21 protein-coding genes are annotated in these 20,559 nt (G+C 69.2%); 13 read left to right on the top strand and 8 right to left on the bottom strand.

The window, feature by feature from the left end; genetic code table 11:
- Positions 1-22: 22 nt before the first annotated feature.
- Genes G6N14_RS10205 through G6N14_RS10175 form a run of 7 tightly spaced genes read right to left on the bottom strand, consistent with a single transcriptional unit; the run spans position 23 to position 7,351 of the window.
- Positions 23-1,501 (bottom strand): hydrogenase large subunit, encoded by a 1,479-nt coding sequence (locus G6N14_RS10205; RefSeq protein WP_085137778.1) that lies wholly within the window; start codon positions 1,499-1,501, stop codon positions 23-25.
- Positions 1,501-2,967: a proton-conducting transporter transmembrane domain-containing protein gene (locus G6N14_RS10200; protein WP_085137780.1), complete on the bottom strand. Its 1,467-nt coding sequence runs from the start codon at positions 2,965-2,967 to the stop codon at positions 1,501-1,503. The genes G6N14_RS10205 and G6N14_RS10200 overlap by 1 nt, the downstream gene beginning before the upstream one ends.
- Entirely contained in the window at positions 2,967-3,629 is a 663-nt protein-coding gene (locus G6N14_RS10195; RefSeq protein WP_085137782.1) for a hypothetical protein, read from the bottom strand. Before G6N14_RS10195 ends, G6N14_RS10200 begins: the two co-directional genes overlap by 1 nt.
- Positions 3,626-4,579: a respiratory chain complex I subunit 1 family protein gene (locus G6N14_RS10190; RefSeq protein WP_109559944.1), complete on the bottom strand. Its 954-nt coding sequence runs from the start codon at positions 4,577-4,579 to the stop codon at positions 3,626-3,628. The genes G6N14_RS10195 and G6N14_RS10190 overlap by 4 nt, the downstream gene beginning before the upstream one ends.
- Positions 4,580-4,584: 5 nt before the next feature.
- Positions 4,585-6,537: a proton-conducting transporter transmembrane domain-containing protein gene (locus G6N14_RS10185; RefSeq protein ID WP_407663097.1), complete on the bottom strand. Its 1,953-nt coding sequence runs from the start codon at positions 6,535-6,537 to the stop codon at positions 4,585-4,587.
- The gene (locus G6N14_RS10180) at positions 6,534-7,013 is read right to left on the bottom strand and encodes an NADH-quinone oxidoreductase subunit B family protein (protein WP_085137788.1); all 480 of its coding nucleotides are present in this window, start codon (positions 7,011-7,013) and stop codon (positions 6,534-6,536) included. The genes G6N14_RS10185 and G6N14_RS10180 overlap by 4 nt, the downstream gene beginning before the upstream one ends.
- The gene (locus G6N14_RS10175; RefSeq protein WP_085137790.1) at positions 7,010-7,351 is read right to left on the bottom strand and encodes an ArsR/SmtB family transcription factor; all 342 of its coding nucleotides are present in this window, start codon (positions 7,349-7,351) and stop codon (positions 7,010-7,012) included. Before G6N14_RS10175 ends, G6N14_RS10180 begins: the two co-directional genes overlap by 4 nt.
- A gap of 165 nt (positions 7,352-7,516) precedes the next feature.
- Here G6N14_RS10175 and pyrH point away from each other — a divergent pair, with 165 nt between their 5' ends.
- From pyrH to rlmN, 4 genes are all read left to right on the top strand, one after another.
- Positions 7,517-8,266, top strand: a complete 750-nt coding sequence (gene pyrH / locus G6N14_RS10170; RefSeq protein WP_085137791.1) for a UMP kinase — start codon at positions 7,517-7,519, stop codon at positions 8,264-8,266.
- Between the two features lie 65 nt (positions 8,267-8,331).
- Positions 8,332-8,889: a ribosome recycling factor gene (gene frr, locus G6N14_RS10165; RefSeq protein WP_085137793.1), complete on the top strand. Its 558-nt coding sequence runs from the start codon at positions 8,332-8,334 to the stop codon at positions 8,887-8,889.
- Positions 8,890-8,911: 22 nt separating this feature from the next.
- Positions 8,912-9,778: a phosphatidate cytidylyltransferase gene (locus G6N14_RS10160; protein ID WP_085137795.1), complete on the top strand. Its 867-nt coding sequence runs from the start codon at positions 8,912-8,914 to the stop codon at positions 9,776-9,778.
- Between the two features lie 24 nt (positions 9,779-9,802).
- Positions 9,803-10,912, top strand: a complete 1,110-nt coding sequence (gene rlmN / locus G6N14_RS10155; protein ID WP_085137797.1) for a dual-specificity RNA methyltransferase RlmN — start codon at positions 9,803-9,805, stop codon at positions 10,910-10,912.
- A gap of 96 nt (positions 10,913-11,008) precedes the next feature.
- Here the strand turns inward: rlmN and G6N14_RS10150 are convergent, their stop codons facing one another.
- A complete protein-coding gene (locus G6N14_RS10150) occupies positions 11,009-11,263 on the bottom strand; it encodes a DUF2631 domain-containing protein (RefSeq protein WP_085137799.1) in 255 nt (84 codons plus the stop codon).
- A 161-nt stretch (positions 11,264-11,424) separates the two neighbouring features.
- On the opposite strand from G6N14_RS10150, the gene G6N14_RS10145 reads away from it, so the two are divergent.
- The 9 genes from G6N14_RS10145 (at position 11,425) to map (ending at position 20,508) form a co-directional block, all read left to right on the top strand.
- Positions 11,425-12,264, top strand: coding sequence for a helix-turn-helix transcriptional regulator (locus G6N14_RS10145; RefSeq protein ID WP_085137889.1), 840 nt, complete (start codon positions 11,425-11,427; stop codon positions 12,262-12,264).
- On the top strand, positions 12,218-12,613 hold the full coding sequence (locus tag G6N14_RS10140; protein WP_085137801.1) for a VOC family protein: 396 nt from the start codon (positions 12,218-12,220) through the stop codon (positions 12,611-12,613). Before G6N14_RS10145 ends, G6N14_RS10140 begins: the two co-directional genes overlap by 47 nt.
- A 4-nt stretch (positions 12,614-12,617) precedes the next feature.
- A complete protein-coding gene (gene dxr, locus G6N14_RS10135) occupies positions 12,618-13,793 on the top strand; it encodes a 1-deoxy-D-xylulose-5-phosphate reductoisomerase (protein ID WP_085137802.1) in 1,176 nt (391 codons plus the stop codon).
- Positions 13,790-15,007 carry a M50 family metallopeptidase gene (locus G6N14_RS10130; protein ID WP_085137804.1) on the top strand — a complete coding sequence of 406 codons (1,218 nt, stop codon included), beginning with the start codon at positions 13,790-13,792 and terminating at the stop codon, positions 15,005-15,007. Before dxr ends, G6N14_RS10130 begins: the two co-directional genes overlap by 4 nt.
- A 13-nt stretch (positions 15,008-15,020) precedes the next feature.
- A complete protein-coding gene (ispG, locus tag G6N14_RS10125) occupies positions 15,021-16,172 on the top strand; it encodes a flavodoxin-dependent (E)-4-hydroxy-3-methylbut-2-enyl-diphosphate synthase (protein ID WP_085137806.1) in 1,152 nt (383 codons plus the stop codon).
- A 45-nt stretch (positions 16,173-16,217) separates the two neighbouring features.
- Positions 16,218-17,069: a GNAT family N-acetyltransferase gene (locus tag G6N14_RS10120; protein ID WP_085137808.1), complete on the top strand. Its 852-nt coding sequence runs from the start codon at positions 16,218-16,220 to the stop codon at positions 17,067-17,069.
- A gap of 95 nt (positions 17,070-17,164) precedes the next feature.
- Positions 17,165-18,985, top strand: coding sequence for a penicillin-binding transpeptidase domain-containing protein (locus tag G6N14_RS10115; RefSeq protein WP_085137810.1), 1,821 nt, complete (start codon positions 17,165-17,167; stop codon positions 18,983-18,985).
- A gap of 61 nt (positions 18,986-19,046) precedes the next feature.
- Positions 19,047-19,628: a DUF1707 SHOCT-like domain-containing protein gene (locus G6N14_RS10110; RefSeq protein ID WP_085137811.1), complete on the top strand. Its 582-nt coding sequence runs from the start codon at positions 19,047-19,049 to the stop codon at positions 19,626-19,628.
- 22 nt (positions 19,629-19,650) lie between these two features.
- A complete protein-coding gene (map, locus tag G6N14_RS10105) occupies positions 19,651-20,508 on the top strand; it encodes a type I methionyl aminopeptidase (RefSeq protein WP_085137813.1) in 858 nt (285 codons plus the stop codon).
- The last annotated feature ends 51 nt before the right edge of the window (positions 20,509-20,559 follow it).

Genomic DNA, 20,559 nt, shown 5'->3' with positions numbered 1-20,559 from the left:
ACAGGGGCTCTGCGCCCAGCAGCTATAAATCGTTTCCGGCATAGGACAGGTTGAAGCTCTTGTTCGTCAGCGGGAAGTCCGGGACGATGGTGTCCGCCATTGCCACCGGCAGTGCGGGCCAGTTGAACCAGGACGGGTCCACGATTTTCGCGCGGCGGATGAGGCCGTCGGACCCGACCTCCACGCGGTGCACAATGCTGCCGCGCCAGCCCTCGACGATGCCGATCCCGCTGCCGGTGCCCGTCACCGGGGGAAGGGGTTCGCGCACCACGATCGGGCCGGTGTGGTTGTCGATCAGTGTTCGGCACAGCGCCACTGACGCCGCGAATTCATCGCGGCGAACGGTGTAGCGGGCCAGTACGTCGCCGCCGGTCGCCGTTACCTCGGTGATCGGAAGCTCGGTGGTGGGGTGGTCCAGGCGGGCGTCGGTGACAAGTCCGCTGGCCCGCGCCACGTACCCGAGGGTGCCCATCGCCAGGGCGTCTTCCCGGTGCAACACCGAGGTCCCGGCGAACCGGTCGTAGATGGTCGAGTTGCCCAGCGTCAGCTCGGCGATCTCCGCGATGTCGTCGGCCAGCTCCTGCAGCCGATCCGGATCGGGGAGCGCCTGTAGCGCAACGCCTCCGGGGCTGATCGCGCCGCGCAGCAGCCGGTGGCCGCTCACCTGGTCGTTGATGCGCAGCACCAGTTCGCGGACCCGCAGGGCGTGGGAGTTGGCCAGTCCGAAACCCACATCGTTGGCCAGCGCACCCAGATCGGCCGCATGGTTGTAGAGACGCTCGAGTTCGATCAGCAGAGCGCGCAGCACGTGCGCGGCATCGGGCAATTCGACGCCGAGGGCATCCTCGACGGCCAGGCTGTGCGCGAGGGCGTGGCCGGCGGAGGTATCGCCACTGATCCGTTCGGCCAGATCGACTGCCGCGCCGGCGGTACGGCCCTGGAACAGTCGCTCGATTCCGCGGTGCACGAACCACAGGCGCGCTTTGAGTCGCAGCACCGACTCCCCGACAACCGAGAACCGGAAGTGGCCCGGCTCGATCAGGCCGGCGTGCACCGGACCGACCGGAATCTCGTAGACGCCGGCACCCTCGACCGTCAGGAAGGGAAAGTGATCCGCGGCAACAAAATCGCCCGGGTTCCCGGCGTCGTTGCGCATCGGATGCCAATCCGGAGGCCAATGCGCGTGCCGGACCAGCCGGCGCGGTTGGGGATGACCCAGCGGGGTGATCCCGTACAGATCGAGTATCTCGCGTTCGAAGCGGCCGGCCTGGAACGACAGCCGCGCCAGTGAAGGGATCCCCGGGTCCGTCGCGGGCACGGTCAGGGTCAGCTCGGTACGGCGGTCTGGGCGGCCGGCGAGGAACAGGTACACCACCCGCAGGGTGTCGCCGTCGTCGTGGGCGGCCATCAGGGCGAGCCGGAAGCCCTCGACCAGCAGACCGGTCGCCGCACCGACAAGCTGGTCGGCGGTGATCGCCTGCCTGCGGGTGATCGGTGCCATCAGCGGACTCCGAGTTGGGTTGCGGCGGTCTCGAACAGGCCGGACAGCGGGCCGGCGGTCACCCCGAGTGCCAGCGACAGCAGGACACCGGCGACCAGTGCACCGGCGACCGTCACCGGCACCCGGATCGCCGGACTGCCGGCGTATGGGCTGCCCAGCAACATCCGGCCGGTGTTGCGCACCAGCGCGGCGAACGCCACTACCAGCGCCACCATGGCCAGGCCCAGCGCCCAGGCCAGCCGGGCGTCGGCCAGCGAGGTCGCGATCGCCACCTCGCTGGCGAACATCGCGAACGGCGGCAGGCCGAGCAGGATCACCATCCCGGCGGCGAACGCGCCGCCGACCAGCCGTGACCGGCCCAGTACAGCGGTGATCTCGCTGATGGCCGTGGTGCCGTGGGCGGCCTGCAGCTGCCCGCCGGCTAGGAACAGCACGGTCTTGCCGACACCGTGAGCCGCGACGTGCAGCAGCAGTGCGGTAATGGCCAGCTGCGTGCCCGCAGCCGCGGCAACCGCGATCAGACCCATCGTCTCCATTGATGAGTAGGCAAGCATCCGCTTGAGATCACCTGTGACGGTGAGCATCAGGGCTGCGATCAGCAGCGTCGCCAAACCCGTGGCCAGCAGTGCGGTCCGCAGATAGCCGGGCCCCACGGCGACATCGATGATCGGCTTGATCCGGATCAGCACCGAGAACGCGACGGAGAGCAACACCCCGCTCATCAACGCCGACACCGGCGCCGGGGCCTGACTGTGCGCATCGGCGAGCCAGGTGTGAAACGGCACCAGGCCCATCTTCGCGCCGTAGCCGATCAGCAGCAGTGCGCCGGCCAGTCGGGTCACCGCCGGGTCGAGCGACCCGGCATGGGCGGCCAGCACGTCGAGATTCAACGCGTCCTCGCTGCCTGCCCCGGCGTGCAACGCGGCGAAGTGCAGCAGCACCGTTCCCAGGAAGGCGATGGTGATGCCCACCGAGCACACCATGACGTATTTCCAGGTGGCTTCCAGGGCGGCCCGGCTGCGCTGGTGGCCGACCAGAAACGCGGTGACCACCGTGGTGGCCTCCACCGCGATCCACACCACGCCGATGTTGTTGGCCGACACCGCAAGAGCCATCGCCGCCAGGAATGCCGGGGTCAGAATGCCGTACAGGCGCGCCCCGCGCGCATCGGTGTGCCCGTTCGCCAGCTCGGTGTCGATGTAGCCGATGCTCGCCCAGGTGGCCAGGCTGCCGACGACGCCGATGACGATCAGCATGGTCGCCGATAGCGCGTCGGCGCGCAGCAGGCCGTCCACTGCTATATGGACCCGGTCGCCGACCTGAAAGCCCAGCGCGGCACCGCATCCGAGGATGGTCAGAGCCGATACCACGGTGGCGGCGGCGGTCAGCCTGCGCCAGCCGAGCGTCGCCGCACACAGCGTCGCCAGCGCCGGTGCCAGCAGGGGAAGCAGGATCAGAGCAGTCATCAGTCGCGCAACTCCCGCAGCAGGTCCAGATCCACGCCGCCGAAGGCTTTGCGCAGCGCTCCGGTCAGCACGCCCAGGACGATCACGACGAACAGCACGTCCAGCGAGGCGCCGAGCTCCACGATCAGGGGGACGCCGGCCGTGAGCAGGAAAGCGGTCGCGGCGATCCCGTTGTCGAGCATCAGCAGCCCGACCGCCTGGGAGATGGCGTGGCGGCGGGTCGCCATGATGAACAGTGCGATCAGCACCGTGGCGATGGCCGCCGGGGCGGCGTTGGTCGAGGTGCTGGGCGCGAGCGCGACCACCGGTTGGGCGATGGTGAAGCCCGCCACCACCAGCGCGGTGACCATCAGCAGCGCGGCGGTGGTACCGACCAGCGGCGCCGATTCCCGGCGTTCGGCCCCCAACGCTCGGTGCAGCAATCCCGGCAGCACAACCGCCCGCACCGCCAGCACGCCGATACCCACCATCAGCAGCGCCCGATCATGCTCGTGCACACCGCGAATCACCGGGATGGCGGCCAACGCGATGCCTTGGGCAACCAGCAAGCGGCGCACCACCACCGACAGGTCCCGGTGCCAGACGGCCAGCACCGCGGCCAGCAGCACGCCACCGGCAGCCAGGTCCAGCATGTTGACGTAGTCGATCCACGCGTCGTTCATCCGGCCGCCTCGGTGAAGAAGTTCGCCGCCGTCACCGCCAGCAGCGCCAACACGAAGGAGCCGGCGAGCAGTTCGGGTACCCGGAACAGCCGTAGCTTGGCGAGGAACACTTCGACGCCGGCCATGGCTGCGGCCAGGACGGCCACCTTGAGCGCGATCGCCGCCGCCCCGAGGACGACGTCGAGCGCAGCGGGGTCCGCGCCCGCGATGCCCCACGGAAAGAACAGGTTTGCCAGCAGCGCCAGCAGCACGGTCAGCCGCATGCCGCTCGCCCATTCGACCATCGCCAGCTTCGGGCCGGCATATTCGAGCACCATGGCCTCATGCACCATCGTCAGCTCAAGATGTGTCGACGGGTTGTCCACCGGCAGCCGGCCGGTCTCGGCGACGATCACGATGACCAACGCGACGAAGGCCAGTGCGCTCGCCAGGGAGATCACCTGACCCGGATGCGCGCTGGTGTAGCCGACGATGGCCCCCAGGTTGGCTGAGTTCGCCGGGATCGACAACGCGAACACCGCCAGCAGGATGGTCGGTTCCACCAGGGCGGCGATGGTGATCTCGCGGCTGGCGCCCATTCCGCCGAAGGCTGTCGCGGTGTCGATACCGGCCAGGGTCAACGCCACGGTGCCCAAAAACAGCAGGCCCACAACGGTAATCAGATCGGCGACCGGGTCCAGTGGCGACCCGGTCGCCACCAGTGGAGCGGTTGCGGCGATAACCAGCGTGGTCGCCGCCAGTGCGGCCGGCGCCGCGGCGAAAACCCAGGTGGTGCCCAGCGGCTTGAGATTCTGCTTGCCCAGCAGCTTGCGCAGGTCACGCCACGGTTGCCACATACCGGCTCCGGTGCGACCCTCGGCGCGGGCCCGGACCTGGCGCATCAGACCGACCACCAGGGGGGCGCCGAAGATCACGCCGGTGACCTGGACGATTCCCGCCAGGTAAGCCATGACGTTCATCGCGCCACCAGCATGGCGATCAGCACTCCCGCAGCGCCGTAGGCCAGGTAGAGGTGCACGCTGCCGGTGTGGGCGCGGCGCACCAGCTGCGCGGCGGCGGCCACGCCCCTCAGCACCGGGGCATACCAGCGGTCTTCGACGACATCGGCCACCCGCGCCCGGTAGGCGATGCGGTCCACGTAGTAGCTCGACGGAGCTTGGCGGGTCACTTCTACTGCGGTGTCGGTGCGCAGCACATCATCGAAGACCTGCTGCAGCGGCTGGGCGAAGGATGTCGCGGTGTATTGCATACGCGGGCTCAGTTCGTCTGCGCCGCAGGCCCACAGCGGCACTGTGGCGGTGTTCGGGCGGGTGCTCGCACGCCAGCGGGAAGCGATCAGGACCACGACGGCGGCGGCGGCCAGCGCGGTGGCCAGCAGCCCCGGGGACATCGAGGCGTCCAGACCGGGCAGGCGCAGGAATGTTCCGACGTCCGGGGCCGCGCCGGGGAGGGGCAGCGTGTCGAGCGCCGCGCGCAGCAGTGGCCCGACGGTGCCCGGCGCGACGGCCAGCATCAGGCAGGGCAGGGCGGCAAGCGTCATCCCTGCCAGCATCGTGGCGGGTGCTTCGGTGGCCGCTGCCGCCGCATCGCTGCGCGGACGGGCCAGGAACCCGATGCCGAAGGCTTTGACCATGGCGGCCACCCCCAGGCCGGCCGTCAGTGCGACCGCACCCACCGCCAGCGGGGTCACCAGGGTCAGCGTGACGTCGTCGGCGGCCCGGGCATGCATCAGCGACTGGATCAGCAGCCATTCGCTGACGAATCCGGCGCCCAGGGGCAGGCCGGCGGCGCCGAGCGCGGCCACCCCGAAGAGCATTGTGGTGCCCGGCATTCGGGAGGCCAGTCCGCCAAGCCGGTCCAGGTCGCGCAGGCCGGTGGCCGCCAGCACCGACCCGGCCGCCAGAAAGCCGAGGCTTTTGAACGCACTGTGGGCGAGCAGGTGCAGCAATGCCGCGACCGCGGCGACGGCAGCGGCATCACGCGCTCCCGCACCGGAGAACAACAGGGCCGCGCCCAGGGCCAGGGTGATCAACCCGACGTTCTCCGTCGTCGAGTAGGCAAGCAGCCGTTTGAGGTCGGTCGCCACCGACGCCTGCAGCACGCCGTACAGCGCCGAGGCGCCCCCGGCGATCAACAGCGTCAGACCCCACCAACGCGGGCCGGGCCCGAGCAGTACGACGTCGACACGGATGATCCCGTAGATGCCGAGGCTGACCATGGCGGCACTGAGCAGCGCCGAGACCGGGCTGGGTGCCTCCGGGTGCGCTCTGGGCAACCAGGCGTGCAGCGGGAGCAGCCCGGCTTTGGAGCCGAAGCCCAGCAGTGTCAGCACGAACACGGTGTTGCGCGCCTGCTCGGGCAACCCGCCGGTGTTGGTGAAGGAGTCACCGGCATAGGCGGCCAGCACCACCATGCCCACCAGCAGCGACGCAAAGCCCAACTGTGTCATCACCGCGTAGGTCAGCGCGGCCGAGCGGACCTCGGCGCGCTGTTGTTCGGTGAGCACCAACACCAGGGACGTGAGTGCCATCAGTTCCCACGCCAGCAGGAAAGTGGTCACCGAGCCTGCCGCCGGTACCGCCAGCAGCGTGGCGACGAAGGTCGGCAGGCCCAGCAGCGGGACCGCGCCGTAGCGCTCGTGACGCGCATACCCGATCCAATACAGGCCGACCGCCACGGCCACCGCGCCGGTCAGCGCCATGAAGAAGCCGCCGAGGGCGTCGATGCGCAGTTGCACGCCCAGCAGCGGAACCAGCCAGTCGATACCGATGGCGGGCACGGTGGCGAAGGCGCCTGCCAGGCCGAGCGCGACTCCGGCGGCGCCGATCCCGGCTGTTGCCGCACCGCTGATGGTTGCCGGAAGCGCCTGGCGGTGCGGTGCGGCCACGGTGGGCGCCGGGGTGCTCACCGGCCGGTCACCGACCGCAGGGCGGCGACGATCTGTTCGGGCCGCGGGGGGCATCCGGGGATTTCGACATCGACGTCGACCACCTCACCGACGGCGCCCACCGTGCCGTAGGCCTGCGCGAAGACGCCCCGGTTGAGCGCGCAGTCGCCGCAGGCGATGACCTTGCGGGGCTGTGGTGTGGCCGCCAGCGTGTTGCGCAGCGGTTCGGCCATGTTGCGGGTGACCACCCCGGTGACCAAAAGGGCGTCGGCGTGCCGTGGCGAGGCGACCAGTCGGGCGCCGAACCGTTCGGCGTCGTACACCGGGCCGAACGCCCCGGCGATCTCGATCTCGCAACCGTTGCAGGATCCGGCGTCGACGTGGCGAACCTGGCACGATCCCGCGACGCCGGCCGGCGGGTCGGTGGCCGCAGGGGGGCGGGCGCCGGCCGGTTCGGTGATGCGGCCCAGTGCACGGATCCGGGTCAGCCAGCTCATTGGCCGGCCCGCAGGTCATCGAGGATGGCGACCTGGTCGGAGAGAAGTCCGGTCAGGGCCTTGCGTGCCACGGCGAGCAGCTCGGTGAGTACGGGCGAGGCGATGGAATAGACCACTGCGCTGCCGTCCTTGACCGCCGTCACCACGCCGGCGCGGCGCAGCACGCCGAGCTGCTGCGACAGATTCGAGGCCTCGATCTCGATCTCGGGCAGCAGCTCGCCGACGGTGTGGTCGCGTTCGGCCAGCAGCTCCAGGATCCGGATCCGGGCGGGGTGCCCGAGGGTCTTGAAGAACTCGGCCTTGACCTGATGCAGCGAGTTCGGCACAGCCGAAACCATACCAACCAAAGCATCAATTGAAAAGTTCTTCATATGCTGTAGGGGTGGATGCGGGTGTCGCGACCCCGCGCTGTGTTTGACCTGCCCGGTAGGGCAGGATGAGGGTGCCGTCGCGGACGTTTACCGCGATGGCGCTGTCATATCCGCGCAGCCCGGAGGAGCCTGATGACGGAGTCGACGAGTACCGACGAAGGCCACCAGGACGGTCGCCCCCGCTATTCGCGGGTGTTGCTCAAGCTCGGTGGCGAGATGTTCGGCGGCGGCCAGGTGGGGCTCGACCCCGACGTGGTTGCCCAGGTCGCACGCCAGATCGCCGAAGTGGTCCGGGGCGGTGTGCAGGTCGCTGTCGTGATCGGCGGCGGCAACTTCTTCCGTGGCGCCCAGTTGCAGCAGCGCGGCATGGAGCGGATGCGCTCGGACTACATGGGCATGCTCGGCACTGTGATGAACAGCCTTGCGTTGCAGGACTTCCTGGAAAAGGAAGGTATCGACACCCGGGTGCAGACCGCGATCACCATGGGCCAGGTCGCCGAGCCCTACATTCCGTTGCGGGCACAGCGGCACCTGGAGAAGGGCCGGGTGGTGATCTTCGGGGCCGGCATGGGGCTGCCGTATTTCTCCACCGACACCACCGCGGCGCAGCGGGCGCTGGAGATCGGCGCTCAGGTGGTGCTGATGGCCAAGGCGGTCGACGGGGTGTTCACCGCCGACCCGCGGACACACCCCGACGCCGAGCTGCTCACCTCGATCACCCATCGCCAGGCGCTCGAGCAGGGACTGAAGGTGGCCGATGCCACTGCCTTCAGCCTGTGCATGGACAATGGCATGCCGATCCTGGTGTTCAACCTGTTGACCGACGGAAATATCGCGCGGGCGGTCGCGGGTGAGAAGATCGGGACACTGGTCACCAGCTGACGGGCGCGATGGGGGATGCCCCCGCAGCGGCCGTGCCACAGCGAAGCTAACGAGGAGCGGGGTACATGATCGACGAGGCTCTCTTCGATGCCGAGGAGAAAATGGAGAAGGCCGTGTCGGTGGCCCGTGACGATCTCTCGACCATCCGGACCGGCCGGGCCAACCCGGGCATGTTCTCGCGGATAGCCATCGACTACTACGGGTCGATGACCCCCATCACCCAGCTGTGCAGCATCAACGTGCCCGAGGCGCGCCTGGTGGTGATCAAGCCCTACGAGGCGTCGCAGCTGGGCCCCATCGAAAACGCGATCCGCAACTCCGACCTCGGCCTGAACCCGGGCAACGACGGCTCGGTGATCCGGGTGGCCGTGCCGCAGCTCACCGAGGAGCGCCGCAGGGAGCTGGTCAAGCAGGCCAAGGCCAAGGGCGAGGACGCCAAGGTCTCGGTGCGCAACATCCGCCGTAAGGCGATGGAGGAGCTGCACCGTATCCGCAAAGACGGCGACGCCGGCGAGGACGAGGTCGGCCGGGCGGAGAAGGATCTGGACAGGTCCACCCACCAGTTCGTGACGCAGATCGACGAACTGGTCAAGCACAAGGAAGGCGAGCTGCTGGAGGTCTAGGGACCGTCCAGCAGGCACAACCGTGGCCAACCATGAGACCGGCGTAGACGCCGCGGTTCCGCAACCGAAGCAATCCCGAGCCGGACGCAACCTTCCGGCGGCCATCGCCGTAGGCGTGCTGCTGGCCGGGACACTGGTCTACACGCTGCTGTTCGCCCCGCGCTTCTGGGTGCTGATTCTTGCGGTGGCCGCGCCGGTCGGCACGCACGAGATCACCAGGCGGCTGCGCGAGGCCGGCTACGACGTGCCGTTCATACCGTTGGCCCTCGGCGGCCAGGCGATGCTGTGGCTGTCGCTGCCGTTCGGGGCCAGGGGAGTGCTCGGCGCATTCGGCGCCACCGTCGTGATCTGCATGATCTGGCGGCTGGTGCATCGCGGGCTCAACCACACCCCGGTCAACTATCTGCGGGACATGTCGGCGATGATCCTGATCGCCGTGTGGGTGCCGCTGTGCATGAGCTTCGCGGCCCTGCTGGTCTTCCGCGACAACGGACCGGGCCGGGTGCTGTGCCTGCTGTTTCCGGTGGTCTTCTCCGACGTCGGCGGGTACGCCGTCGGTGTGCTGTTCGGCAAGCACCCGATGGCGCCGGCGATCAGCCCGAAGAAATCGTGGGAGGGGCTGGCCGGCTCACTGGTTGCCGGCACTGCCGCGGCCGTGTTCGCGGTGACGATGTTCCTCGACCGGCCGTGGTGGGTGGGTCTGCCGCTGGGACTGCTGCTGGTCTTCACCGGGGTCTTCGGCGACCTCATCGAATCTCAGGTCAAACGGGATCTGGGCATCAAGGACATGGGCCGTCTGCTGCCCGGTCACGGCGGCATCATGGACCGGCTGGACGCGCTGTTGCCGGCGGCGGTGGTCACCTGGATCGTCCTGGCCGTTCTGCCCTGATTCACCGGCATACTGGAACCGATCATGACGCAACAGTTGGTGTTCACCGCGCCCAAACGAGCCCTGCCGCCGCGCCATCTGGCCGACTTGGATTCGGCCGGTCGGGCAGCGGCCGTCGCGGATCTGGGATTGCCGGCGTTTCGGGCCAATCAGCTCGCCCAGCAGTATTACGGCAGGCACATCGCCGACCCGCAGCAGATGACCGACCTGCCCGCCGCGGTGCGTTCTGCGGTGGCAGAGGCCCTGTTTCCCACGCTGCTGACCGCTGCCAGCCACATCGAGTGTGATTCGGGCCAGACCCAAAAGACGTTGTGGCGGGCGCACGACCAGACGAAGTTCGAGTCGGTGCTGATGCGCTATCCGCGCCGCAATACCGTGTGCATCTCCTCGCAGGCCGGCTGCGGCATGGCGTGCCCGTTCTGCGCCACCGGCCAAGCCGGCCTCACGCGCAACCTGTCCACCGCCGAGATTCTCGAGCAGGTGCGGGCTGCGGCAGTGGCATTACGGGAACAGGGTGCCACTCGGCCCGCGGGGGACCGGCTGTCCAACATCGTGTTCATGGGCATGGGGGAGCCGCTGGCCAACTACGCCCGGGTGGTGGCAGCCGTGCGGCGGATCACCGAGCCGCCGCCGAACGGCTTCGGGATCTCGGCACGATCGGTGACGGTGTCCACCGTCGGACTGGCGCCGGCGATCCGCAAGCTCGCCGACGAGCGCCTCGGGGTGACGCTCGCGCTGTCGCTGCACACCCCCGACGACGAGCTGCGCGACACCCTGGTGCCGGTCAACAACCGGTGGAAGGTCGCCGAAGTTCTTGACGCCGCACGCTACTACGCGGACGTGACCGGTCGGCGGGTGTCGGTGGAATACGCGCTGATCCGCGACGTCAACGACCAGCCCTGGCGGGCCGACCTGTTAGGGAAGAAGCTGCAGAAGGCGCTGGGGCAGCTGGTGCACGTCAACCTGATTCCGCTCAATCCCACGCCGGGCAGCGAATGGGACGCCAGTCCCAAGCCGGCGGAGCGGGAGTTCGTGCGACGCGTGCGGGCTCAGGGCGTGGAATGTACGGTCCGCGACACCCGCGGCCGCGAGATTGCTGCCGCGTGCGGCCAGCTGGCGGCCGAAGGTCGGTAGCTGGAGCGCAGGCGAATCAGTACCGCGTGCGGCCAGCTGGCGGCCGAGAACGACTAGCGGTAATCCGAGTCGAAACCGACGCTCAGGCGGATGCGCTCAGCGCAGCCGGCCGCGGTTGCGGCCGATGATGTCGCGCACGACGACGAACAGCGTCAGCGCGGCGAATCCCAGCAGGAAGTAGTCCTCGACGTGGCCGATGTGGTTTCCGCGCAGCATGAGCAGCAGGAAGCCGACGATGACAAAACCCACGATGTGCCAGGTGCGGTAGTTGATCGCGCTCCAACCCCACGCCGCAGACGGCACCTCGACGGGGTCGACCCCGGTGTGGCGCTCCACCTCGGTACTGGCCACTTCGACTCCTTCAGTTCGCCTGTGCAACTACTGCGCGCCATTCTGGCATACCCCCATTCAGCCGATCTACCGTGGACACCATGGCCGAGCGCTCCGCACGCGCCCCGCGGATCTGGGATTTCGCGACTGCCCCGCCCCGCATCGCCCCCGGCGTGGCGTCGATGGTCGGCTATCGCGCGTTCGATGTCCCCGACGGCGTCCACCGCGGAATGCCCTCATCGACGCTGACCTTCATCGTCAGCCTCGACGAGGGGGTGCGCGCTGCCGCGTCGCTCGACGCCTTGGCAGCCGCACGGCCCGCTCCGGTGTTACTCGGCGGGCTGCAGACCCACGCGGCCCGGGTGGCGCAGACCAGCGGGCAGGCCGGGGTCCAGCTGGCGGTGCATCCGCTGGCGTCGCGCGCGCTGTTCGGTGTACCGGCCGCCGAACTGAGCGTCAGCGACTTCGACGGCGCACCGATGCTGGGCCGGCGGGCGCTGCGCCTGCACGAGCAACTGGCCGCCGTGCAGTCCTGGCCGGAGGTGTTCGGGGTCGTCTCGGGCTATCTGGCGGAGCAGTATCGCCGGCGGGACGCCGCCGTGCGCCCCGAGCTGATCTTCGCCTGGCAGCTGTTGGCGCGCAGCCGGGGCAGGATGCCGGTGGCACGGGTCGCGGAGCAGACCGGAATCAGTCAGCGGCATCTGGCCACCCTGTTTCGCCGCGAGGTCGGTCACAGTCCCAAAGCGGTGGCCATACTGATGCGCTTCGAATACGCGACCGCCCGACTGGCCGACGAGGCCCGCCGGCACGGCAGTGTCGACCTGGCCGGAGTCGCGGCCGCGGCCGGGTACGCCGATCAGGCGCATCTGACCCGCGAGTTCGTTCGGTACGCCGGCGTGTCCCCGGGAGCCTGGCTGACCGAAGAGTTCCAAAACATTCAAGACGGCGGCCACGCCCAGCGGTCACAGTGGGGGCATGACACCTTCGAATCCGACCGTCTGGCTGACCCTGCAAGCGCATGACGCCGCGAAGCTCATCGACTACTACGTCGAGACCTTCGGCTTCGTCGTCACGGCCCGCTACGGCGAGACCGGCGATACCGTCGCGCACGCCGAACTGCGCTGGCCGGAGGGCGTCGGCGCCATCATGCTCGGCAGTCACAAGCCCGGTAACGACTGGTGCCGCGAACCGGGCACCGCGGGCGGCTACGTCGTCACCAGCGATCCCGACGCCCTCTACCAACGGGTCCTGGAGCACAACGCCGAGGTAGTCATGCCGCTGAGCGACACCGACTACGGCGCGCGTGAGTTCGCGGTCCGCGACCCGGAGGGCAACCTCTGGAGCTTCGGCAACTACGCGGGAGCACAATAGGTGCGTGAGTACGGGCCGCCGCATCAAAGTTCTGCTGTTGGGCTCCACCGGCTCGATCGGAACCCAGGCGTTGCAGGTCGTCGCGGCGAACCCGGACCGATTCGAGATCGTCGGACTGGCGGCCGGCGGCGGTAACCCGGCGCTGCTCGCAGCGCAGCGGGCCGAGACCGGGGTCGCCAACATCGCCGTCGCCGACGCGCAGGTCGGCGAAGCACTCGACGCCCCCTACCGCGGGCCCGACGCCGTCACCAGCCTGGTGTACGACACCGAGGCCGATGTGGTGCTCAACGCGCTGGTCGGCGCGCTCGGGTTGCGGCCCACCCTGGCCGCGCTCGAGACCGGTGCGCGGCTGGCCCTGGCCAACAAGGAGTCGCTGATCGCCGGCGGCCCGCTGGTGATGCGGGCGGCCGAGCCCGGCCAGATCGTGCCGGTGGATTCCGAGCACTCCGCGCTGGCGCAGTGTCTTCGGGGCGGCACCCCCGACGAGGTGGCCAAACTGGTGCTCACGGCCTCGGGTGGGCCGTTTCGGGGCTACACCGCCGCCGAGTTGGAGCACGTGACCCCCGAGCAGGCCGGCGCCCACCCGACGTGGTCGATGGGCCCGATGAATACGTTGAACTCGGCGTCCCTGGTGAACAAGGGTCTCGAGCTCATCGAGACCCACTTGCTGTTCGGCGTTCCTTACGACTGCATCGACGTGGTGGTGCACCCGCAGTCGATCGTGCATTCCATGGTCACGTTCACCGATGGGTCGACGATCGCCCAGGCCAGCCCGCCGGACATGCGGCTCCCCATCGCCCTGGCCCTGGGCTGGCCCGCCCGGGTCCCCGGCGCGGCGGCGGCCTGTGACTTCTCCACCGCCGCCGCGTGGGAGTTCGAACCGCTCGACGACGCCGTCTTCCCCGCGGTGCAGCTGGCCCGCCACGCCGGGCAGACCGGTGGCTGCATGACCGCGGTCTACAACGCCGCCAACGAAGAGGCGGCAGAGGCCTTCCTCGCCGGCCGGATCGGCTTCCCGGCGATCGTGGGCACCATCGCCGAGGTTCTGGGCGCCGCCGACCAGTGGGCCGCGCAACCCGCTACCGTGGATGAGGTACTCGACGCGCAGCGCTGGGCCAGGGAGCGTGCGGCTCGCGCCGTCGAGGCTGCAGCTACGAGAAAGGTCGGAAGCACTCGATGATGTTCGCGGTCGGCATCGCGCTGTTCGCGCTGGCCATCCTGGTTTCGGTGGCTTTGCATGAATGCGGCCACATGTGGGTGGCGCGGGCCACTGGCATGAAGGTGCGCCGCTACTTCGTCGGCTTCGGACCCACGCTGTGGGCGACACGGCGAGGCGAGACCGAATACGGCCTCAAGGCGATCCCGGCCGGCGGCTTCTGCGACATCGCCGGGATGACCGCCGTGGAAGAACTGGCGCCCGACGAAACCGACCGTGCCATGTACAAGCAGAAGACCTGGAAGCGGGTCGCCGTGCTGGCCGCCGGTCCCGGCATGAACTTTGTCATCGGTCTGGCGCTGGTCTACGTCATCGCGGTGATCTGGGGCCTGCCGAACCTGCACGCACCCACCACCGCCGTCATCGGGAAAACGGACTGTGTAGCACCGGAAGTCGTCAAGGGAGAACTGGGTGCCTGCGAGGGTCCCGGCCCGGCCGCACTTGCTGGAATCGAGCCCGGTGACGTGGTGGTCAAGGTCGGGGACACGCCGGTGTCGACGTTCGAGGAGATGGCCGCGGCGGTACGCAAACAGCACGGCCGGACCCCGTTCGTCGTCGAGCGCAACGGCGCCGAGCTGACCAAGTACGTCGACGTGGCGCCCACCCAGCGCTGGATCGCCGACGGCCCCGATCGTGAGGCCGTGCCCAGCACCGTCGGCGCGATCGGCGTCGGGGCCGCCCAGTTCGGGCCCGCGCAGTACAACCCGGTCACCGCGGTCCCGGCGACGTTCACCTTCAGCGGCGACCTGGCGGTGCTGCTGGGCAAGTCGCTGGCCAACATCCCCTCCAAGGTCGGCGCGCTGGTGAACGCCATCGGCCACCCGAGCGGGCCGCGTGACCCCGAAACCCCGATCAGCGTGGTGGGAGCGTCGATCATCGGCGGCGACACCGTCGATCACGGGCTGTGGGTGGCGTTCTGGTTCTTCCTGGCCCAGCTGAACTTCATCCTGGGCGTGCTGAACCTGGTGCCGCTGCTGCCGTTCGACGGCGGGCACATCGCGATCGCGTTGTTCGAAAAGCTGCGCAACATGGTTCGAGCCGCCCGCGGCAAGGTGGCCGCGGCGCCGGTGAACTATCTCAAGCTGATGCCGGCCACATACGTAGTCTTGGCGGTGGTGGCCGGTTACATGCTGCTCACCGTGACCGCTGACTTGGTCAACCCGATCAGGCTGTTTTGACAGGAGAGCTCACATGAGCGTCGGCCTCGGAATGCCGGCCGCCCCTGCGCCCACGTTGGCCCCGCGGCGCAAGACCCGCCAGTTGATGGTGGGCGGAGTCGGGGTGGGCAGCGACCATCCGGTCGCGGTGCAGTCGATGTGCACCACCAAGACCCACGACGTCAATGCGACGTTGCAGCAGATCGCGGAGTTGACCGCCTCGGGTTGCGACATCGTGCGGGTCGCCTGCCCACGGCAGGAGGACGCCGACGCGCTGGCCGAGATCGCCCGGCACAGCCAGATCCCGGTGATCGCCGACATCCACTTCCAGCCCAAGTACATCTTCGCCGCCATCGACGCCGGCTGCGCCGCGGTCCGGGTGAACCCGGGCAACATCAAGGAGTTCGACGGCCGGGTCGGCGAGGTGGCCAAGGCGGCAGGTGCCGCCGGTATCCCGATCCGGATCGGCGTCAACGCCGGATCGCTGGACCAGCGCTTCCTGGCCAAGTACGGCAAGGCAACCCCGGAAGCGCTGGTGGAGTCCGCTCTGTGGGAAGCGTCGTTGTTCGAGGAACACGGCTTCGGCGACATCAAGATCAGCGTCAAGCACAATGACCCGGTCGTGATGGTGGCCGCCTACCAGCTGCTGGCCGAGCAGTGCGACTACCCGCTGCACCTGGGCGTCACCGAGGCCGGCCCGGCGTTCCAGGGCACCATCAAGTCCGCGGTGGCCTTCGGTGCGTTGTTGTCGCGCGGGATCGGCGACACCATCCGGGTTTCGTTGTCGGCACCTCCGGTGGAGGAGGTCAAAGTAGGCAACCAGATCCTGGAGTCGCTCAACCTGCGGCCCCGGGGTCTGGAGATCGTGTCGTGTCCCTCGTGCGGGCGGGCGCAGGTCGACGTCTACCGCTTGGCCAACGAGGTCACCGCCGGGCTTGAGGGCATCGACGTCCCGCTGCGCGTGGCGGTGATGGGTTGTGTGGTCAACGGCCCGGGTGAGGCCCGTGAGGCGGATCTGGGTGTGGCGTCCGGCAACGGCAAGGGCCAGATCTTCGTCAAGGGCGAGGTGATCAAGACCGTGCCCGAGGCGCAGATCGTCGAGACGCTGATCGAGGAGGCCATGCGCCTTGCGGCGGAGATGGGTGAGGGATCTTCGGGCGGTTCGCCCACCGTCGCCGTAAGCTGATCACAGCCGATTCGCCGGCCGTTGAGTACGCCAGAAAGAGTCACCATGTCGGCTCCACCCGATTTCCGTCTCGCCCAGCGGCGGGTGGCTGTGGTGAGTGACGCCGCAGCGGTCTGGCAGGTGCTGGCGGAGGATCCGGTCGGTTCGTGCATGGTCGCGGCCCGGGTGGCCGACCACGGTGTCGATCCGCGGCTGATCGGCGGGGAGCTGTGGACGCGCGGCGGTGTGGGCGAATCGCTGTGCTACGCCGGGGCCAACCTGATTCCGCTGCGGGGAACGCCCGCCGATCTCACCGCTTTTGCCGACAAGGCGGCGAGTGCGATCCGGCGCTGCTCGTCGTTGGTCGGCCGCGCTGAGCTGGTGCTGCCGATGTGGCAGCGGCTCGCCGAATCCTGGGGTCCCGCACGCGACGTGCGCGAGAGTCAACCGCTGATGGCGCTGCAGAGCATGCCGGCGTGCCCGATGGACCCGGAAGTGCGCCAGGTGCGTCCTGAGGAACTCGACGCCTACCTGGTGGCGGCCGTCGACATGTTCATCGGTGAGGTGGGCGTGGATCCGCGCGCCGGTGACGGAGGCCGCGCCTACCGGCGGCGGGTGGCCAACCTGATCGCGGCCGGGCGGGCCTGGGCGCGCTTCGACCACGGCGAGGTGGTGTTCAAAGCCGAGGTGGGCTCGCAGTCGCCGACGGTGGCGCAGATCCAGGGTGTCTGGGTGCACCCCGACCGGCGCGGATGCGGGCTGGGGACCGGCGGCACCGCCATGCTGGCCGGGGTGATCGTGGGCACCGGGCGCATCGCCAGCCTGTACGTCAACGACTTCAACGAGGTGGCCCGGTCCACCTATGAGCGGGTGGGTTTCGCCCAAGTCGGCACCTTCGCGACCGTGTTGCTCGACTGACACGCTCATGCTGCACGCACATCTCGGTGCGGACACGAACTGATCTCGGTGCGCCTCCACGCCCGTGACTGTCTCGGTCTTTAACATCAGCCCCAATGACAACTGCAAGCTCATTCGTCACACGCGTCACGGGATTGGTGACCGTGCTGCTCACCGCCGCGGGCCTGGCCGCCTGCACCCCGCGCCCCGACGGCCCCGGGCCCGTCGCCGAGCGCTTCTTCGCCGCCCTGGCTTCCGGGGACACCGGGGCCGCCGCGGAACTCAGCGACGACCCGTCCGCGGCGCGCAGCGCGCTCAACGCCGCCTGGGCGGGCTTGCAGGCTGAGCACCTGGACGCCCAGGTGCTCAGCTCGCGCTACAACGACGACACCGGCAGCGTGGCCTACCGCTACACCTGGACGCTGCCCAAGGGCCGGAGCTGGGCTTACGACGGCCAGCTCAAAATGGTCCGCAACGAAGGCCACTGGACGGTGCGCTGGACGGCCACCGACCTGCACCCCAAGCTGGGGGAGCACCAGACTTTCGCGCTGCGGGCCGACCCCCCGCGCCGCGCCGCCGTCAACGAGGCGGGCGGCACCGACGTGCTGGTGCCCGGCTACGTGTACAACTACCAGCTCGACGCCAGCCGGGCCGGCAGAAATCTGATGCGGACCGCGCTGGCGGTGGTCGAGACGCTGCGCGGCTACGACGCGGACCTGAGCGACCCGCAGCGACTGGCTGAGCAGGCCAGTTCCTCGGTGACCCCGCTCGACCTGATCACCCTGCGCAAAGCCGAGCACGACCGGGTTGAGGCGGCCATCGGTGCCCTGCCCGGGGTGGTGGTCACGCCGCACGCCGAACTGCTGCCCACCGACGACCACTTCGCGCCGATGCTCATCAGCGAGGTCAAGAAAGCCGTCGCAACCCAACTGGAGGGCGCCGCGGGCTGGCGAGTGGTCAGCGAGAACCAGAACGGCGTCGACGTCGCGGTGCTGCACGAGGTGGACCCGGCGCCGGCGCCGTCGCTGACCATCAGCGTGGACCGCGCGGTGCAGCGTGCCGCCCAGAACGCGGTCAACAGCCGCGGCGATAAGGCCATGATCGTGGTGATCCGGCCCTCGACCGGCGATCTGCTGGCCGTCGCCCAGAACGCGGCCGCCGACTCCGACGGCCTTATCGCCACCACCGGCCTGTACCCGCCCGGATCGACGTTCAAGATGGTCACCGCCGGCGCGGCGATCGAACGGGACATGGCGACCCCGAACTCCATCGTGGGCTGCCCCGGCGAACTCGACATCGGCCAGCGCACCATCCCCAACTACGGCGGGTTCGACCTCGGACTGGTGCCGATGTCGCGCGCCTTCGCCGATTCCTGCAACACCACTTTCGCCGAGCTGGCCAGCAGAATGCCGCCGCGGGCGCTGTCGCAGGCGGCCAGCCGCTACGGGATAGGGGTGGACTACCTGGTCGACGGCATCACCACGGTCACCGGCTCGGTGCCGCCGACCGTCGACCTGGCCGAACGCACCGAGGACGGATTCGGTCAGGGCAAGGTGCTGGCCAGCCCGTTCGGTGTCGCCCTGGCCGCGGCGACGGTGGCCGCCGGCCGAACACCGGTGCCCCGACTGATCGAGGGCCGGCCGACGACGGTCAACGGACCGGTCGGTGCCCCGGTGGACCCGGAGATCCTCGACGGCCTGCGCCAGATGATGCGGTTGGTGGTGACCGACGGCACCGCACGCGACATCGCGGGCTGTGGCCCGGTCTTCGGCAAGACCGGGGAAGCCGAATTCGCCGGGGGCTCGCACTCCTGGTTCGCCGGATACCGGGGCGACCTCGCCTTCGCCTCCCTGATCGTCGGTGGCGGCAGCTCGCAATACGCCGTCCGGATGACCAAGGTGATGTTCGACTCGCTGCCGGACAACTTCCTGCTGTAGCGGCCGCGCGCCGTCGTTCGTGGACTGCGCAGCCTGGCCGGCGCCGGTAAATTGGGAAACCATGACCGGTCTCGATGACAACGTGGCCGCTTTGCTGCGCATCTCGGATGCGGACCGCAATGGCACGCTGCGCCGTCTGCACAACGCCGTCTCGCTGGGTCTGATCGACATCGGAGAGTTCGAGGAACGCGCCGCGCAGGTCTCGCAGGCCAGGATGCGCTCGGACCTCGACAACCTGATCGGGGACCTGCCCGGACCGGGGGCCATCGTCACCTCGGCCGCCGACCGGGTCGAGCTGCGCGGCTGGGCCGGTTCGCTCAAACGCCACGGCGAGTGGGTGGTGCCGACCCGGCTGGCCCTGGTGCGGCGCCTGGGCTCGGTCGACCTCGACCTCACCAAGGCGCGCTTCGCCGGGCCGGTGGTGGTCATCGAACTCGACATGCGCTTCGGCTCCGTCGACATCCGATTGCCCGAGGGCGCCAGTGCCTCCATCGACGACGTCGAGGTCTACGGCGGCAGTGCCCGCGACCGCCGGAGCGACCCGCCTGCCGAGGGAACTCCGCACCTGGTGCTGACCGGACGCGTGGTGTGCGGCTCGGTGGACATCCGGGGTCCCCGGCGCAAGCTGCGCTGGCGGCGCTGACCAGCTCCGTTAAGCTGGGCCAATGCCAGTTCGAGCCCCGCTTTCCCCCGGCGTGATATCGCCCACGCTGCCGGTGCCCCGGTCCATCCCACGACCGGAGTACGTCGGCCGCGCCACGGCCGCCGAAGGCACCGAGCCGTGGGTGCAGACGCCCGAGGTGATTGAGAAGATGCGGGTGGCCGGCCGGATCGCAGCTGGCGCGCTGGCCGAGGCGGGCAAGGCCGTCGCCCCGGGCGTGACCACCGACGAGCTCGACCGGATCGCCCACGAGTACATGGTCGACCACGGCGCCTATCCCTCGACGCTGGGCTACAAGGGCTTTCCCAAGTCCTGCTGCACATCGCTCAACGAGGTCATCTGTCACGGCATCCCGGACTCGACCGTGATCGCCGACGGCGACATCGTCAACATCGATGTCACCGCCTACATCGACGGAGTACACGGCGACACCAACGCCACCTTCTTTGCCGGTGACGTCTCGCAGGAACACCGCCTCCTGGTCGAGCGCACCCACGAGGCCACCATGCGGGCCATCAAGGCCGTCAAGCCGGGCCGGGCCCTGTCGGTGATCGGGCGGGTGATCGAGGCGTATGCGAACCGGTTCGGCTACACCGTGGTCCGCGACTTCACCGGCCACGGGATCGGGCCGACGTTCCACAACGGTTTGGTGATCCTGCACTACGACCAGCCCGAAGTCGACACCGTCATCGAGCCCGGCATGACCTTCACCATCGAGCCGATGATCAACCTCGGCGGTCTGGACTACGACATCTGGGACGACGACTGGACCGTGGTCACCAGCGACGGCCAATGGAGTGCGCAGTTCGAACACACCCTCGTGGTCACCGACGCCGGCGCCGAGATTCTCACGCTGCCCTGACCGCAGCGCCGTGTCCGCAGCGCACCGCACGGCGCCCAAAACCGCCCCCGC

The sequence above is a fragment of the Mycolicibacter hiberniae genome, assembly GCF_010729485.1.
In the GTDB taxonomy this organism is placed as follows: Bacteria; Actinomycetota; Actinomycetes; order Mycobacteriales; family Mycobacteriaceae; genus Mycobacterium; species Mycobacterium hiberniae.
Note: the sequence above shows the minus strand (reverse complement) of the source record. Positions and strands in the feature narration are given on the sequence as shown.

Coding starts and splice junctions, on each gene's coding strand:
- G6N14_RS10130 (WP_085137804.1), top strand. CDS start 13,790: ATGATGTTCGCGGTCGGCATCGCGCTGTTCGCGCTGGCCATCCTGGTT.
- G6N14_RS10145 (WP_085137889.1), top strand. CDS start 11,425: ATGGTCGGCTATCGCGCGTTCGATGTCCCCGACGGCGTCCACCGCGGA.
- G6N14_RS10180 (WP_085137788.1), bottom strand. CDS start 7,013: ATGAGCTGGCTGACCCGGATCCGTGCACTGGGCCGCATCACCGAACCG.
- frr (WP_085137793.1), top strand. CDS start 8,332: ATGATCGACGAGGCTCTCTTCGATGCCGAGGAGAAAATGGAGAAGGCC.
- ispG (WP_085137806.1), top strand. CDS start 15,021: ATGAGCGTCGGCCTCGGAATGCCGGCCGCCCCTGCGCCCACGTTGGCC.
- G6N14_RS10190 (WP_109559944.1), bottom strand. CDS start 4,579: ATGGCTTACCTGGCGGGAATCGTCCAGGTCACCGGCGTGATCTTCGGC.
- pyrH (WP_085137791.1), top strand. CDS start 7,517: ATGACGGAGTCGACGAGTACCGACGAAGGCCACCAGGACGGTCGCCCC.
- map (WP_085137813.1), top strand. CDS start 19,651: ATGCCAGTTCGAGCCCCGCTTTCCCCCGGCGTGATATCGCCCACGCTG.
- G6N14_RS10115 (WP_085137810.1), top strand. CDS start 17,165: ATGACAACTGCAAGCTCATTCGTCACACGCGTCACGGGATTGGTGACC.
- G6N14_RS10195 (WP_085137782.1), bottom strand. CDS start 3,629: ATGAACGACGCGTGGATCGACTACGTCAACATGCTGGACCTGGCTGCC.
- G6N14_RS10200 (WP_085137780.1), bottom strand. CDS start 2,967: ATGACTGCTCTGATCCTGCTTCCCCTGCTGGCACCGGCGCTGGCGACG.
- G6N14_RS10175 (WP_085137790.1), bottom strand. CDS start 7,351: ATGGTTTCGGCTGTGCCGAACTCGCTGCATCAGGTCAAGGCCGAGTTC.
- G6N14_RS10205 (WP_085137778.1), bottom strand. CDS start 1,501: ATGGCACCGATCACCCGCAGGCAGGCGATCACCGCCGACCAGCTTGTC.
- G6N14_RS10110 (WP_085137811.1), top strand. CDS start 19,047: ATGACCGGTCTCGATGACAACGTGGCCGCTTTGCTGCGCATCTCGGAT.
- rlmN (WP_085137797.1), top strand. CDS start 9,803: ATGACGCAACAGTTGGTGTTCACCGCGCCCAAACGAGCCCTGCCGCCG.
- G6N14_RS10120 (WP_085137808.1), top strand. CDS start 16,218: ATGTCGGCTCCACCCGATTTCCGTCTCGCCCAGCGGCGGGTGGCTGTG.
- G6N14_RS10140 (WP_085137801.1), top strand. CDS start 12,218: ATGACACCTTCGAATCCGACCGTCTGGCTGACCCTGCAAGCGCATGAC.